We start from the raw sequence: 15,529 nt of genomic DNA, 5'->3' as shown, positions 1-15,529 counted from the left end.
CCCGACACACCCAACAACTCCCCACCCATCCCCAACCACTGCGTCCCCTGACCCGGAAACACAAACACCCGACGCCCCTCCACATCCGCCACCCCAGTAACCACCTGCGACGACGCAACACCCCCACCCAACGCCTCAAACCCCGAAACCACCTCACCCCGCGACCCCGCCAACACCACACCACGGTCGTCGAGTTGTGCCCGGCCGGCGATGAGCGACCGCCCGATGCCCGGCACGGACAGACCTTCGGTGTTCCGCGCATACGCGGCGAGCCGTTGCGCCTGGCCGGCCAGCGCGGCGCGGCCACGGCCGGAGACGATCAGCGGAAGGGTCTCGGGGACGGGCTGCTCCTCCGGCTCCCCGGCGGTGTCCGGGACGTGTTCCAGGATGACGTGGGCGTTGGTACCGCTCACCCCGAACGACGACACACCCGCACGCCGCGGCCCGTCCGACTGCGGCCACTCCCGCGCCTCGGTCAACAACTCCACCGCACCCGACGACCAGTCCACATGCGACGACGGCCGATCCACATGCAACGTCCGCGGCAACACCCCACGCCGCATCGCCTCGACCATCTTGATCACACCAGCCACACCCGCAGCCGCCTGCGCATGACCGATATTCGACTTCAACGACCCCAGCCACAACGGCCGTTCCACCGACCGCCCCTGACCGTACGTCGCCAGCACGGCCTGCGCCTCGATCGGATCACCCAACGTCGTACCCGTACCGTGCGCCTCCACCGCATCCACATCCGCCGCCGACAACCGCGCACTCGCAAGCGCCGCACGAATCACCCGCTCCTGCGACGGACCATTCGGCGCCGTCAACCCATTCGACGCACCATCCTGATTCACCGCCGAACCACGCACCACCGCCAACACCCGACGCCCATGACGCCGCGCATCCGACAACCGCTCCAACAACACCACACCCACACCCTCGGCCCACCCCGTACCGTCCGCCGCATCCGCGAACGCCTTGCACCGCCCATCCGGCGCCAACCCCCGCTGCCGCGAGAACTCCACGAACGAGGTGGGCTGGGCCATGACGGCCACGCCGCCGGCCAGTGCGAGGGAGCACTCCCCGTTGTTCAGGGCCTGCGTGGCCAAATGCATTGCGACGAGCGAGGAGGAGCAGGCCGTGTCCACCGTGACCGCAGGGCCCTCAAGCCCCAACGTGTAGGACACCCGGCCGGAGGCCACACTGCCCGAGTTGCCCGTCCCCAGAAAACCCTCAAGACCCTCCGGAACCTCGTCCAGCTTGCTCGCATAGTCGTGGTACATCACACCCGAGAAGACACCCACGTCGCGGCCCTTGAGCGAGGTCGGGTCGAGCCCCGCCCGCTCCAGCGCCTCCCAGGACACCTCCAGCAGCAACCGCTGCTGCGGATCCATGGCCAACGCCTCCCGCGGCGAAATCCCGAACAGGTCGGCGTCGAAGTCACCTACGGTGTCCAGGAATCCGCCCTTGCGGACGTACGAGGTGCCCGTCCGGTCGGGGTCGGCGTCGAACAGCTTGTCCAGGTCCCAGCCTCGATCGGCCGGGAAGTCCACCAGACCCTCCCGCCCCTCGGCCACCAGCTCCCACAGCTCCTCCGGCGAGGTGACTCCCCCCGGCAGCCGGCACGCCATCCCCACGATCGCGATCGGCTCGGCGGACGCGAGGGGGCGCGGGCGGGTGGCGACCGCGGTGTTCTCGCCGCCGAGCAGGCGCACCCGCAGGTGGCGGGCGACGGCGGCGGGGGTGGGGTGGTCGAAGGCCAGGGTGGCGGGCAGGGCGAGCCCCGTCTCGGCGGTGAGGTGGTTGCGCAGCGCAACCGCGGTCAGGGAGGTGAAGCCGAGTTCCTTGAAGGCCCGTTCGGGGGCGGTGGCCGCGGGCGCGTCCGGATGCACCTCGGCGACCGCGGCCCGCACCAGGTCCAGGAGTGTGCGGTCCTGCTCCGACCTGGACAGGGTGGCGAGCCTGCGGCCCAGATCGGTGGTGACGGCGGCGTCGGGCCGGGCCGTCCTGGGCTGGGCGTCGATGAGGCCCAGCAGCGGGGCCGGGACGGCGGCGGCGCCCAGCGACGCCGGCTCGGGGTGGAGTACGGCCAGGTGTGCGCCGCCGGTGGCGAGCGCGGCGTCGAACATGGCCAGGTTCTCCGCCAGTGGCAGCACACCGACGCCGGAGGGCGCGGGCAGTTCGCTGCTGTCCCAGGGGCCCCATGCGAGGGATCGCGCGGGCAGGTCGCGGGCGGTCCGGTGACGTGTCAAGGCATCGAGGAAGGCGTCGGCGGCGGCTTCGGTGCCGCGTCCTGCCGTGCCGAGCAGCCCGTGCGACGCGGTGAGGACGAGGAACGCGGACAGCGGGGCCGAGGCGGTGCCGTGGTGCAGGCTGAGGGCGCCCTCGACGGCCCGCCCGAGGTCGGTCGTGGAGGCGGCGCCGGTCGTGTGCACGACCGCGGTCAGAGGGTGTTCGTAGGCGGTGAGGGCCGTGGCGAGCGAGTCGGGATCGGCCGGGTCACCGGCGGCGAGGGTCACCTCGGCGCCCGCGGCCCGCAGTTCACCGGCCAGTTCGGCGGCGGTGGGGTCGGCGGTGCCGTGCGGGCTCAGCAGGAGCAGTCGGCGGACGCGGTGCGCCGTCACCAGGTGGCGGGTGACCGCGGCGGCGACGGTTCCGTCGGCGCCGGTCACCAGGGTGGCGCCCGCGAAGGCCGCGGGGTCGGACGGCTGCGGTTCGCCCTCGGTGGTCACCCGGATCAACCGGGGCCGCAGGAACACCCCGTCGCGGACGGCGAGTTGGGGTTCGCCCGAGGCGACGGCCGACGGCAGGGCGGCGGCCGAGGTGTCCGCGGTGTCGAGGTCCACCAGGATCAGGCGGTCGGGGCGCTCGGCCTGGAGGGAGCGCACCAGGCCCCAGGCGGGCAGGTCGCCCGGTTCCTGGTGCTCCTCGGGACCGCCGACGGCGATCGCGCCGCGCGTCAGCACGACGAGCCGGTCGGTGCTCCGGCGGTCGGCGGCGAGCCAGTCCTCGATGCTGCGCCGGAGCCCGTCGACCGCGGTCCGTACGGCATCAGCCGTCTGCCCGCCGTCCTGGTCCGCGTCCCCCGCGCCGGCGAACGGCCGCATGTCCGAGGACAGGAGGGTGACCTCGGCCGCGTCGGTCCCGGTCTCAGCGTCCGTGCCGGTGTCAGTCCCGGTGCCGGTGTGGACCGACTGGCCGGCTGCCCGGAGTGCGTCGACGACCGCGAAGGGGTCGCTGCCGAGCAGGGCCCAGCGGGACGGGGCGGGGGCGCCGGGTACCGGTACGGAGGGCAGCGGGACCCAGTCGAGCCGGAACAGCGACTCGTAGCGCCCCGCCCCCACGGCGCGCAGCCGGGCGGGCAGGTCGAGCAGGACGTGCCGGGTGGTCTTGCCGGAGGCGGTGCGCGGGATGCGGTCGATCTCGTACAGCTCCTCGGGGACCTTGTAGTACGAGAGCCGTTCCCGGCAGGTGGCCAGCAGTTGTTCGGGGTCGATGCCCTCGGGTCCGGCGACCAGGAAGGCGACGGGTACCTCGCCGAGCACGTCGTGCGGCTTGCCGACCACGGCGGCGTCGGCGACGCCGGGGACGGTGCGCAGGACCTCCTCCACCTCGACGGGGTGGATGTTCTCACCGCCGCGGATGATGAGTTCCTTGATCCGGCCGGTGATGACGAAGTAGCCGTCCGCGTCGCGGCGGGCCAGGTCGCCGGTGCGGTACCAGCCGTCCTTGAAGGCGTCGGCGGTGGCCTCGGGCTGGTTGTGGTAGCCGGCCATGACGCTGGGGCCGCGCACCCACACCTCGCCCTCGGCCCCGGCCGCGGCGTCGAGACCGGTCGTGGTGTCGACGAGACGCACACCGAGCCCGGGCACGGGCAGCCCGCAGGAGCCCTCGACGCGGGCGCCGACCGGCCAGTTGATGGTGATGGAGCCGCAGGTCTCGGTGGATCCGTAGGCGTCCAGCAGCGGTGCGCCGAAGGACTCCTCGAAGGAGCGGCGCAGTTCGGCGGTGGTGATCGCGCCGCCGACGAGGCACATCCGCAGGGCGGGTGCTTCGAAGCCGCTCTCACGGGCGGCCTGGACGAGATAGTGGTACATGGTCGGCACGCCGGCGAGGAACGTGGCGGAGTCGGCGCGCAGCGCGTCCAGCACCTCGTCCGCGGCGAAGCCGTCGAGGATGTGCGCGGTGGCGCCGACGGCGGTGACGCCGAGGACGCAGGCGATGTGCGACAGGCTGTGGAAGAGGGGCAGCGGCCACACCACCCGGTCCGCGGCGGAGAGTCCGGGGACGGGGACGTAGCAGGCGGCCACGGACCACAGGCAGTTGCGCTGGGTGGACATCACGCCCTTGGGGCGGCCGGTGGTCCCGGACGTGTAGAGGGTCCAGGCGATGTCGTCGAGGCCGAGGTCGTCACGGGCCGGGGCGAGGGGTTCGGTGGCGGCCATGGTCTCGTAGGACACCGTGCCGAGTGGCGCGTCGTCCGGTATGCCCGCCTCGGCGGTGACGACGATCCGCAGCCCCGGGCGGTCGGCGACCAGCCGGGCCAGCTGCGGGGCGTGCGCCTCGTCGGTGATGACCACCTGGGCGCCGCTGTCGTCGAGGAGGTAGCCGAGTTCGGCGTCGGTGGCCCGCGGGTTGAGCGGTACGCCGACCGCGCTCGCGCGCACGACGGACAGATAGCTCTCGACGGTCTCCACGCGGTTGCCGAGCAGGATGGCGGCCCGGTCGCCGGGTTGCAGCCGCAGGTCGGCGAGGTGTCCGGCGATCCTGCGGGTGCGCAGTTCGAGTTCGGCGTACGTGACGCTGCGCCGCGCGTCGTGGAAGGCGACCTTGTCCCCGTGGGTTTCGGCGTGCGAGCGTAGCAGCTCGGGCAGCGGCCGAATGAGTTCGGTGCGCAGCATGTCACCACATCCCTTGTCTGCGGGCAGACATCATGTGCCGGGGGCCCGGCCGAAAACGGTGCGGGCCGAACCGGGAGCTTTCCTCCGCGGCCGTGCGTGCCACTGGAGAGTCTGGATCGGCAATCCGCTCCTATGACCCCTGTGCCACCCCCTACGGCATCCCTAAATTCCTGGGCGGGTGGTCTTTCATCCGGGGTGCGTGGAATGAGGGTGACAGCGACACTAGGCTCGGGCGCATGACGCGCAATTGGTTGTTCGTCCGCCTTCTCGAACACCCCGCCTCGGTGCCGGGTACGGAGCGAGCGTTATTTCCCTCGCTGGTTTCCGAACTGGTCGACCAGGTGCGTTCCGCGGACACCGACGCACGTTGGTACTTCGAACCCCTGGAGGGCCGAGGGGGTCCGCACCTCGGGCTCTGGCTGTTTTCCCGGCCCGGGATTCTCCAGGACGCCAGGAAGGATCTGGACCGGGCCGCCGCGGAACGCGGCCGCACGGTTGTCTGGGACCACTATGAACCGCCCATGTCGAAATATCTCGATCACGCCACGGTGGACCTCGCCGCGCGGCTGGCCACGGCATCCAGCGATCTGACGCTCGGTCTGCTGCGGGCCCGTGCGGCGTGCGGGCCGCTGGAATCGGTCTCCGGTATCAGCGTTCCGTTTCTGCATCTGGCGCAGCTCACCGAGTTGCTCGCGCCGGAGGAAGGGGTCCCGTTCCTGTTCCAGTGCTGGCAGCACTGGTCGAACGAGTTGCCGGCGCGGCGCCGCGCGGAGCTGTCCGTACTGCGCCGGTCGGCGCTGGAGCGGGCGGTGGGCCAGTTGGCCGGGCTGCGGTGGGCCGGAGCCGAGTACGCCGGGCACTGGGAGCGTTACGCGCTCACGGTGCGCTCGCTGGTCGAGGGGTGTACGGCGACGGCGCCGGTGAGTTATCTGCTCTTCGACCACGCCCATCTGACGCATCGGCGGCTGGGCGTCGGCGTCGCGGACGAGGCGCTGGCGGCGCATGCCCTGCGGACGGCGCTGCGCACCGGGGTGGCGCTGCCCGAGTCCGTCTCCGCTCTGCTCGCCCGGACTCCGCAGCCGGTCTGAGGGCCGGTCTGCCCGGGCACGCAGCGAGGGGCCCGCTCATCGAGGACGACGAGCGGGCCCCTCGCTGCTGTCCGGCCGGGCCGGCGGGTCAGTGCACCGGTACCCGGGGCAGCAGCGCGTGCAGTTCCGCCGGGCTGCGCAGTACGGCGTCGGGCTGTTCGGCGAGCAGTTCGGCCTCGGCGGTCTCGCCCCACAGGGCGGCGACCGCGTACACCCCGGCGGCGCGGGCGCTCTGCAGGTCGGTGACGGCGTCGCCGATCATCAGCGCGTTGCCGGGCGGCACGTCCAGCAGGTCGAGCGCGCGCCGGACCATGTCGGGGGCGGGTTTCGCGCGCGGTACCTCGTCACCGCCGATGACGTGGTGGAACAGCGGCAGGATGCCGAGCCGGTCGAGCAGCGACCGGGCCCGCACACCGCTCTTGCCGGTGGCGACGGCGAGTCCGATGCCGCGGCCGCGCAGGTCGGCCAGCAGTTCCGGTATACCGTCGAACATGGTGACCTCGTGGGCGAGCCGGTAGCTCTCGCGGACGAACGGTTCCTCCATCTCCAGGGGCAGCCCCATGATGCGCATGATGTCGGGGAAGTAGCGTCCGAGATGCCGGTTGTACTCGTCGAAGGGGGCCGGGCCGTCCCCCACGACCTCGGCGTACGCCACCGTGAACGCTGCGCGCATGACCGCGAAGCTGTCCACGAGGACGCCGTCCATGTCGAACACCACGGCGAGGGGTCCGCGCCGCTCGTCGAGCAGCGGGCCGCGGGGCCGGGCAGGGTTGTTGTCGTCGTCCATGAGGTCTCCTCGTTCCGTGCGGCCACCGGGGGGGTGGTTCAAGGGGCGCCCTGTCCGGCCGGCATGGCCGGCCGGCCGGCGCGTCGGGCCGAGCGGTAGAGGCGTTCGATCGCGCCGATGGTCAGCCGGGTCTCGGTGGCGGCCCGGCCGCGGGATGCCGGGTCGGCCAGCATCCCGGGCAGTTCGTCCAGTTGGCGCAGGTACTCGGCGCCGATGGGCTCCTCGGGCACGGGCACCGGTTCGGTCCGGCCGTCCCGGGTGAGGGTCAGCCGGGAGCCGCCCGCCCGGTTGGGGCTGAAGCCGAACGTGCAGCGCAGTGCGGCGGTGCCGGCCGCGCCCTCGACCGTGATGCGGGTGACGTCGTACTGCTCGTGCGAGGCCCAGCTCGCGCGGAGGGCCACCGAGACGCCGTTGGCGGCGACGAGGAAGCCGCGTGCGGTGTCCTCCACGTCGCCGGGGCCGTCGGCCGCCGGGTCCCCGGGCCGGGTGCCCCGCCACGCCGCCCCGGCACTCGCGCTGCCGAGAAAGTCGTCGGAGAGGGTGCCCACGACCTGGTCGAAACCGACTCCCGGGCCGATCAGCGGCAGGGCCGTGTCGAGCAGGTGCCAGCCCAGGTCGACCAGGGCGCCGCCGCCCGCGAGGGTGCGGTGGGTGAACCAGCCTCCCGCATCGGGCACTCCGCGCGCCCGGACCCAGGAGACGTCGATGTGCCGGACGGGCCCGAGGCCGGCGGCCAGTTCGCCAAGGGCCCGTACGTCCGCCCGGTGGCGGGCGGCGCTGCCGGACAGCAGGACCGCGTCGGCGGACCGTTCGGCGCGGGCCAGCAGGTCGGCCTCGGCGGAGTCCAGGCAGACCGGTTTCTCCACGAAGACCGAGGTGTTCCCGGTGAGCAGCCGGGCGGCGACCTCGGCGTGCAGGTGGTTGGGGACCGCGACGACGGCGAGGTCCACCGCCGTCGCGGACAGTTCGTCGAGGCCGGCCAGCGACCGGGCGCCGGGGACCTGCGCCAGTGCCTCGGCGCGGGCCGCTTCGCTGGGATCCACGACGGCGGTCACCTCGAAGGCGGGGTGACGGCGCAGCCGGGGCAGCCAGAGGGTGCGCCCGGCCCAGCCCAGACCGACGACGGCCACGCGCAGGGGCGGGCCGGGGTGCGTGCGCGCCGGCCGGACGGGGCTCATGTGGTGGCCAGGACGTGCTCGACGATGCCGGCGATCCGGCCCACCTGCTCCTCGTCGGCGAGCAGGGTCCGGTGGTGCAGCCAGATGGTGTCGCCGCTGATGGCCTCGGAGTTCGGGCAGCGGGCGGCGATGGCCTCGGCGTTCTCCTGGGGTGCGCCGGTCTCCCAGAATCCGGGGGTGCGGTAGATGGCGCGGAACCCCGCGAAGGCGGGCAGTCCGCGGGCCACCAGGGCGTCGACGACGGCGTTGCGGCGGTCCTCGCCGATGCCGGGCACCCGGAACATGGCCATGTAGTGCGGGACGCGGTCGTTGCGGTCGTCCCTGCTCTGCGGGACGACGCCCGTGATGGCGGCCAGTTGGCCGGCCAGCAGCGGCCAGCGTGCCTCCCGGGTGGTGATCTGTTCGTCCAGGCGGCGCAGTTGGGCCCGCAGCACGGAGGCGGAGAACTCGTTGAGGCGGAAGTTGGAGCCGGAGGTCTGGTGGAAGTAGTGGCGGTCGGTCGGCGGCCTGCCGCAGCTGTGCCGCAGGAAGGCGGTCTGGTGGGACTCGGCGTCGGGGAAGAGGACGGCGCCGCCCTCGCCCGCGGTCATCAGCTTTCCGTTCTGGAAGCTGAACGCGGCGATCGAGCCGAGTTCGCCGGCCTTCTTGCCCTGCCACTGGGCGCCGTGGGCGTGCGCGGCGTCCTGGATGAGCGGTACGCCGGTGTCGGCGGACAGCTTGGCCAGTGCGTCCATGTCGGCGAAGTGCCCGGCCATGTGGACCGGCATGATGGCGGCCGTCCGGGAGGTGACGGCGGCGGCCGCGGCCTCGGGGTCGATGTTGTAGGTGCCGGGGTCGACGTCCACCGGGACGGCCACCGCGCCGAGGCGCTGGGCGGCCTGGGAGGAGGAGATGAAGGTGAAGGCCGGCACGATGACCTCGGTGCCGGGGCCCACACCGAGCACCTGGAGTGCGAGTTCCAGGGCGTGCGTGCCGTTGGTGACGGCCAGGGCGTGTGCGGAGCCGTGGTAGTCGGCGAACTCGCGCTCGAAGGCGTCGACTTCGCCGCCGCCCATCCGCCACCACTGTCCCTGCTCCAGGGCGCGGATCAGACCGGTCCGCTCCTCGTCGCTGTACTGGGGCCAGTCGGGGAATTCCGGGGCCTGCAGCGGATTCCCGCTCATTAATTCACCGTCTTTCCATGGGAGGAAAACCGTTCCGGGAAGCGTCCGGATCCTTGGCGCACAGAATTGGGCCATTGCTGGGACCGGGCGGCTGCCAGCACGCTAGCGAACACCGAACGGCGTTGTCATCTCCCCTATGTTCACCCCTACAGCCCCCTTGTCCAGGAATTATGCGAGCGATCAGGTGCGAGGGTTCCAGGGGTGCTGGATAGGCTCGTTCCGTCATCGATCACGCGGGCCGACCGGCTCTACGAACGAGGTGAATCTTGAGCAGCGTACTCCTGCTGAACGGGCCGAACCTGGGCATTCTCGGCCGCCGGGAACCGGAGATATACGGAACCGATACGCTGGCCGATATCGAGGAGGCCGTTGCCGCGGAAATCGAGTCCCGCGGCTGGAAGGTGCGTTCCGTGCAGGACGACTCGGAGGGTGCGCTCGTCCGGGCGGTGAACGACAGTCAGGACACGGTGGGTGCCGTGGTGAATCCGGGTGCGTTGATGATCGCGGGCTGGAGCCTGCGGGACGCGCTGGCCGCCTATCCGCGTCCGTTCGTGGAGGTGCACATCTCGAATGTGTGGGCCCGCGAGGCGTTCCGGCACGAATCGGTGCTGGCGCCGCTGGCCGCGGGGGTGATCGTGGGCCTCGGTTCGTTCGGCTACCGTCTGGCGGCCCGCGCCCTGCTGGAGACCGTCCCTTCCTGACCGCCACGTGCCGTGCCGCCCGGCCCCTTCCGGGGGTCGGGCGGCATGGCGTCGGTGCACGTCAACTGCCGATGCTCTGCGGGTGGTTGAAGAAGTTGTCCGGGTCGTAGGCGTTCTTCACACAGACCAGGCGGTCGTAGTTGCCGCCGTAGTAGGCCTGTTGCCAGTCCGTCAGCCGCTCGTCGGGGAAGTTGATGTACGAGTGGCCCGTGGACAGCGGGTCGATGATGCCGTAGCCCCGGTCGACCCAGGTCCGGGTGACCGCCTCGTCCTCGGCGGACGGGGTGGGGCTGGGCAGGGCGGCCCCGATGCCGACGAGGAACTGGGTGTCGCGGTGCCAGAAGGCCGTATCGGTGCGGCCGGGCCTGGTCGCGGCGCCGCCGAGGTGGTTGAAGCCGAGGAAGCGGGTGTGGCCGGCGTACCGGTCGGCGTCGAAGGCGGCCAGGGTGGCGGCGAGGGCCGAACCCGTGAGCGGCTTGGCGAACAGCCGGTGCCGCTCGCGCAGGGCGCCGCCGCGCGGGATGGTGCCCTCGTCGTTCTGTCCGACACGGTGGCACTGCTTCACGGTGATCTGGTCGCAGCCGTACACATGCATCATCACCTCGTCGTACGGCAGTTCCGTGACGGACCGGCTCAGCGGCTGGACGCCGGTCGCGGAGGCCAGGGCGGCGAGGCCGGCCTCAAGATCCGTCTGGGCGCCCCAGTAGGCCCCGTTGAGCGTGACCATCGGTGTGGTGCCCGGAGCCGCGTCGGGCAGCAGGACGCCCAGCGAGGAGCCCAGGTTGTCCGCGTCGGCCAGGCTCCACTGCTGCCACGCCTCGATCAGGTCCTTCGCCTTGTCCCAGGGCCAGGTGGTGGCGAAGTAGACGCCGCGCGGCTGGTCGATGGGGCGCACCTCGAAGTCGACCAGGATGCCGAAGTTGCCGCCGCCACCACCGCGCAGTGCCCAGTACAGGTCGGGCTCCCGGGTGGCGGACGCGGTCACCAGGCTGCCGTCGGCAAGGACGGCCCGGGCGGACACCAGCCGGTCGCTGCCCAGCCCGAACTTGGCGGTCTGGTACCCGATGCCGCCGCCGGTGAGGAACCCGCCGGGACAGACCGTCGGGCAGGTGCCGGTGACGATCTGCTTGTTGTACGGCTTGAGCACGGCCAGTGCCTCGACCGACATCGCGCCGGGGCCGACCCGGACGGTGGAGCCGGTGACCTGGACGTGCTTGATCCGGGACACGTCGATGACGATGCCCTCGCCGGTGGACCAGCCGGCGAAGTTGTGGCCGCCGCTGCGGGTGCGGGCCGGTATCGCGTTGTCCTGGGCGAACCGTACGGCGGTGGCCACGTCACCGGGTGTCTCGCAGTAGGCGATGCCCTGCGGGTGGATCGCGTCGTACTCGGCGACGGCCAGTTGCTTGGCGACGTCGTAGCCGCTGTCCGCGGGCAGGACGACATCGCCCTGCAGCTGGGCGCGGAGCTGGTCCCAGGGCACGGCGGTGGAGCTCCTGCGTCCGGCCGCGGCGGGCGCCGCTCCCATGCTGCCGGCCACCGCCAGAGCACCGCCCAGCTGGAGAACTGATCGTCGGGTGATCACGCGTTGCTGCCTCTCTGCTCACTCTGCAGGACGGTACGAAGCTATGAACCAAGGCATCCGGACTGGAACCCCTATACCTCCCCTGACCTGGGAGGACACTGCCGTGAACAGCGAACCTGCGGGTTCGGGGGCGACTTATCCTGCAGCCGTCGCGGGGCCGGACCGCCCGGCTCGCGCGGGCGGCGGAGGGGGCCATGGGCTATCTGGGGATCGACGTCGGGGGCAGCAAGGTGGCACTGCGACTGGAAGCCGACGGAGCGGCTGGAGCGGACGGAGCCGACGGTTCGGACGGCCAGGATCCGGTGGAGTCGGTCTTCCGCTGGCCGCAGCACGCGGCATCCGCCGACGAGGACGTCGCCGAACTGCGCCGGCACACGGACGCGCTGCTCCGCCGGTGGCGGCGGCCCGTCACCTCGGTGGGGGTCGCGATGCCCGCCACGGTGGACGAGGCGGGGCGGGTCTCGGCCTGGCCGGGGCGCCCGACCTGGCAGGGTCTCGATCTGCGCGGCGCGTTGCGTGCGGTGTTCCCGGGGACGGCGGTCCGGATGGCGGACGACGGTGACCTCGCCGCGCTCGCCGAGGCGGACGCGGCGGGCTGCCGGAACGTGGTCTATCTCGGAGTGGGCACCGGGATCGGCGGGGGCATCGTGCACGACGGCCGCCCCTTCCCGGGACCCGCGGCGGGCTCCTGCGAAATCGGCCACATGATGGTCGATCGTTTCGGGCCAAGGTGTGTGTGCGGGCGGCTCGGCTGTCTGCAGGCGCTCGCGTCCGGGCCCGCCACCCTCGGCCGGGCATCCGAACTCGTCGGCCGGAAGGTGGGATTCGCGGACCTGCGGGAAGCCGTGGCGGGACGGTGGCCCTGGGCGGCGACCGCGCTGCGCGAGACCTGCTCGGCGCTGGCCGCGGCGGTACAGAGCCTGGCGGAACTGGCCCGCCCCGAACTCGTGGTGATCGGGGGAGGGTTCGCCGCAGGTCTGCCCGGTCTGGTCCCCGAGGTGGCCGCCCAGGCAGCGGAGCTGGCCCGCCCGGGCGGCCCGCGCCCGGTGATCACGGGCGCCGCCCTGGGCGGCCTCTCCTCCCTGTACGGGGCGCTGTTGCTGGCCCGCGGGAAGTGAACGGACGGCGCACACCGGTATCGGACGGACGCGGGGGCGATTTCAGGCCGTCTGTCAAGCCCCCGGTCCGAAGAGATGTTGACAGAGGTACGGTGCTGTCTGATTGTTGCGGCTTCACCGGGAGCGGCAATGAGGCCACTCATCCGGGTTCGGACCGAGTCGACTACTCACCTGAATCCACTGCGGAACAAGTGGACGGGGGTTGCTGTGCGGTTCCAGATCCTTGGCCCGATGGAGATCACGGGCGTCGACGGGCCTGTCCGACTGGGCGGGCTCAATCAGCGGGCCGTTCTGGGCTACCTGCTTCTCAATGCCAACAAGGTAGTCGCCACCAGCAGCATCATCCGTGCCGTCTGGGGCCACGACGCCCCCCGTACCTGTCGCAAGATGGTGCAGAACGCGGTCGCCGGGCTGCGCCGGATCCTCGCCGCCGCCCCCGACGTCTCGCTCCAGACCCGCTCGCCCGGCTATCTGCTCACGGTGAATCCACGGCATGTCGATCTGTCGATGTTCCAGATCCTCGCCGACCAGGGGCGCCGACATCTGGCGGCCGAGGAGTGGCAGGCCGCCTCCACGGCGCTGCGCAAGGCCCTCACCCTGTGGCACGGCCCGGTCCTCTCGGACCTGACGGAGGCGGGCATCGCCTGGCCCGAACAGGAAGTCGTCCACAACGAGCAGCTGACCGCCCTGGAGGACTGCGCCGAGGCGGAGCTGGCGCTCGGCAAACACTGGGACCTGGTGGGCGAGTTGGAGCGCGCCTCCGCCTGCACCCCGGTCCGGGAGCGGCTGTGCGGCCAGCTGATGCTGGCGCTGTACCGGTGCGGACGGCAGCCCGAGGCACTCGCCGCGTACCAGCGCACCCGGGCGGCGCTGGCCGACGAGTTCGGGCTCGACCCGGGCCCCGAACTCCTCGACATGGAGCGGGCCATACTGACCCACGCGCCGGAACTCGCGCTGCCCGGCGGCAACCCGGTGGACGAGACGGCTCCCGCCCCCTCCAACCTGCGGCTGCTCAGCTCCTATCCGCGGGCCGCGGAACCGTCGAACGGTCCGCCCTGGACCGCGAAGGCATCGAACAGACTCGTCACGCCGTCGGTCCCGGGTCACTTCGGCACGTTCGAACCCGTCGGCCGGATGCCCGTGATGATCGAACGCAAGCGGGTGTCCGTGCTGCTGATGCGCGCGCAGCGCCCACAGCTCGCGGGGCCCGAGGACCCGGAGCAGGCGGACGCCCTGCACAAGGCACTGACCTGGGTGGTACGCAGCGAGGTGCAGCGGTTCGGCGGGATACTGCGCTCCGCCGTGGGCGGCACCTGGCTCGCCCTGTTCGGCGTGCCGCAGTTGCACGAGAACGACCCGGAGCGTGCCGTGCGCGCCGCCCTCGCGATCCGGGACCGGGTGGCCCAGGCACCGCACGTCTGCCGGCTGGCGGTCTCCACCGGCGAGATGATCGTCACCTTCGAGTCGGAGAAGCACACCGGGCCCACGGAGGTCACCGGTCAGGTCCTGGACCGCTGCCAGCGGTTACTGGACTCCGCCGAACCGGGCGAGCTGAAGGTCTGCGAGTGCACGGTGCGAATCGTCGGCGAGGCCTGCGCCGACGGCGGCGACACCTGGGGGCTGGCCAGCCCCGCGCCGGGCTGTGCGCCGGCCGAACCGGCCCCGCCGTTCCTCGGCCGGGAGCGTGAGATCGAGATCCTGAGCGGGCTGCTCGGGGACATGCTCCGTCGGCAGCGGCCACATCTGGTGACGGTGATCGGGGAACCGGGACTGGGCAAGAGCCGGCTCGTCGCCGAGTTCCTGCGCACACGCGGGGCCGGACCGGGCGCACACGTCCCGCGGGTCGTGCCCACCGTGCTCAGCGGCCGTGTCTCGTCCTTCGGCGAAGGCACCTCGGCGGCCCCCCTGGTGTCGGTGATCCGGACGTACGCGGGTATCGAGCCCGGCGACAGCCCCGGCGTCGCGGACCGCAAGCTGGAACAGATGGTGCAGGACCTCGTCGGCGACGGCGTGGCGGCCACCGAACTGCTGTGCGCGGTGCGCCCCTGTCTGTCGATGCGCCAGGGCGGCGATCCACTCGCCCCCGACGCGTTCCGGCGGTTCTTCCGGGCCTGGCGGCAGCTCGTCGAGGAGATCGCTGCGCAGCGGCCGCTGCTGGTGGTCCTGGAGGACATGCACCTGGCGGCGGAGGAACTGATGGACGCCGTCTCGGAGTTCGTGGAGCAGCTGGCACCGGTGCCGCTGATGCTCCTGGCGACGGCCCGGCCCGAGTTGCTCCAGGCACGTCCGCGGTGGACCTGCGGCAAGCGGGACGCCGTCATCATGAACCTCGATCCGCTGCCGGACCAGGTGATCGCGCGGCTGATGAGCAGCCTCGGCAACACCGCGGACGCGGAGCTGATCGCCCGGGTGGGCGGGAACCCGCTGTTCGCCAAGGAGTACGTCCAGGCGCTGAGCGCGGACATCGGCACGGAGCTGGTGCCGCTGCCCGACGTGGTGCAGACGGTGATAGCGGCCCGGCTCGACACACTGCTGCCGGTGCAGAAGGCCGTACTGCTGGACGCCTCGGTGCTGGGCGACACCGTGTGGGTGGGCGCGGTGGCTGCGCTCGGCGACCGCGACCGGGAGGAGGTGGCCCGCCATCTCGCGCACCTGGAGCGCAGGCATTTCCTGCACCGGCGCCGGCGGACCGCGATCCCCGGCGAGGTCGAGTACGCCTTCCGGCAGCTGCTGGTGCGCGAGGTCGCTTACTCCCAACTGCCGCGCACCACCAGGGCGGTGAAACGTCATCTCGCGGACGACTGGCTCAACGAGGTGGCGGCCCACCGTCCCGCCGGGCCCGCGGGCCGCCCGGGCCGCAGGTCCACGGGCGTACCGAACGGCAGCGCGAGCACACACTGAGCAGAACGGTCCGGGCCGGCCCGGTACGGGCCGCGAACGCCGTGATGCGATGCGTTGTCGGCACGGCCGGCCCCGGCCAGGACAGTGCCGTGCCATCTCATGTC

General features: G+C 72.1%; 9 protein-coding genes. 4 read left to right on the top strand and 5 right to left on the bottom strand.

Annotated elements, in window-relative coordinates:
• The coding region (locus tag ACFYPJ_RS37810) for a beta-ketoacyl synthase N-terminal-like domain-containing protein (RefSeq protein ID WP_389026467.1) at window positions 1-4,904 on the bottom strand (4,904 nt) is incomplete at its 3' end.
• Window positions 4,905-5,140: 236 nt separating this feature from the next.
• Between ACFYPJ_RS37810 and ACFYPJ_RS37805 the strand changes: the two genes are divergently transcribed.
• Window positions 5,141-5,992, top strand: a complete 852-nt coding sequence (locus ACFYPJ_RS37805) for a lantibiotic dehydratase C-terminal domain-containing protein (RefSeq protein WP_389026465.1) — start codon at window positions 5,141-5,143, stop codon at window positions 5,990-5,992.
• An 88-nt stretch (window positions 5,993-6,080) separates the two neighbouring features.
• Here ACFYPJ_RS37805 and ACFYPJ_RS37800 read toward each other — a convergent pair whose 3' ends face one another.
• The 3 genes from ACFYPJ_RS37800 to ACFYPJ_RS37790 are packed head-to-tail and all read right to left on the bottom strand — an operon-like array spanning window position 6,081 to window position 9,120.
• Window positions 6,081-6,779 (bottom strand): HAD-IA family hydrolase, encoded by a 699-nt coding sequence (locus ACFYPJ_RS37800; protein WP_389026463.1) that lies wholly within the window; start codon window positions 6,777-6,779, stop codon window positions 6,081-6,083.
• Window positions 6,780-6,817: 38 nt separating this feature from the next.
• Window positions 6,818-7,957, bottom strand: a complete 1,140-nt coding sequence (locus tag ACFYPJ_RS37795; RefSeq protein WP_389026461.1) for a Gfo/Idh/MocA family protein — start codon at window positions 7,955-7,957, stop codon at window positions 6,818-6,820.
• Window positions 7,954-9,120: a DegT/DnrJ/EryC1/StrS family aminotransferase gene (locus ACFYPJ_RS37790; RefSeq protein ID WP_389026459.1), complete on the bottom strand. Its 1,167-nt coding sequence runs from the start codon at window positions 9,118-9,120 to the stop codon at window positions 7,954-7,956. Before ACFYPJ_RS37790 ends, ACFYPJ_RS37795 begins: the two co-directional genes overlap by 4 nt.
• A 266-nt stretch (window positions 9,121-9,386) precedes the next feature.
• Here ACFYPJ_RS37790 and ACFYPJ_RS37785 point away from each other — a divergent pair, with 266 nt between their 5' ends.
• Window positions 9,387-9,821 (top strand): type II 3-dehydroquinate dehydratase, encoded by a 435-nt coding sequence (locus tag ACFYPJ_RS37785; RefSeq protein WP_389026457.1) that lies wholly within the window; start codon window positions 9,387-9,389, stop codon window positions 9,819-9,821.
• A 61-nt stretch (window positions 9,822-9,882) separates the two neighbouring features.
• Here the strand turns inward: ACFYPJ_RS37785 and ACFYPJ_RS37780 are convergent, their stop codons facing one another.
• Entirely contained in the window at window positions 9,883-11,406 is a 1,524-nt protein-coding gene (locus ACFYPJ_RS37780; RefSeq protein ID WP_389026455.1) for an FAD-binding oxidoreductase, read from the bottom strand.
• 194 nt (window positions 11,407-11,600) lie between these two features.
• On the opposite strand from ACFYPJ_RS37780, the gene ACFYPJ_RS37775 reads away from it, so the two are divergent.
• Together ACFYPJ_RS37775 and ACFYPJ_RS37770 are read left to right on the top strand one after the other, a co-directional pair.
• On the top strand, window positions 11,601-12,524 hold the full coding sequence (locus ACFYPJ_RS37775; RefSeq protein ID WP_389026454.1) for an ROK family protein: 924 nt from the start codon (window positions 11,601-11,603) through the stop codon (window positions 12,522-12,524).
• A gap of 231 nt (window positions 12,525-12,755) precedes the next feature.
• Window positions 12,756-15,425, top strand: a complete 2,670-nt coding sequence (locus tag ACFYPJ_RS37770; protein ID WP_389026452.1) for a BTAD domain-containing putative transcriptional regulator — start codon at window positions 12,756-12,758, stop codon at window positions 15,423-15,425.
• Window positions 15,426-15,529 lie beyond the last annotated feature (104 nt).

This window comes from Streptomyces sp. NPDC006012 (assembly GCF_042871185.1).
GTDB lineage: Bacteria > Actinomycetota > Actinomycetes > Streptomycetales > Streptomycetaceae > Streptomyces.
Note: the sequence above shows the minus strand (reverse complement) of the source record. Positions and strands in the feature narration are given on the sequence as shown.

Coding starts and splice junctions, on each gene's coding strand:
- ACFYPJ_RS37770 (WP_389026452.1), top strand. CDS start 12,756: ATGGAGATCACGGGCGTCGACGGGCCTGTCCGACTGGGCGGGCTCAAT.
- ACFYPJ_RS37795 (WP_389026461.1), bottom strand. CDS start 7,957: ATGAGCCCCGTCCGGCCGGCGCGCACGCACCCCGGCCCGCCCCTGCGC.
- ACFYPJ_RS37805 (WP_389026465.1), top strand. CDS start 5,141: ATGACGCGCAATTGGTTGTTCGTCCGCCTTCTCGAACACCCCGCCTCG.
- ACFYPJ_RS37800 (WP_389026463.1), bottom strand. CDS start 6,779: ATGGACGACGACAACAACCCTGCCCGGCCCCGCGGCCCGCTGCTCGAC.
- ACFYPJ_RS37775 (WP_389026454.1), top strand. CDS start 11,601: ATGGGCTATCTGGGGATCGACGTCGGGGGCAGCAAGGTGGCACTGCGA.
- ACFYPJ_RS37790 (WP_389026459.1), bottom strand. CDS start 9,120: ATGAGCGGGAATCCGCTGCAGGCCCCGGAATTCCCCGACTGGCCCCAG.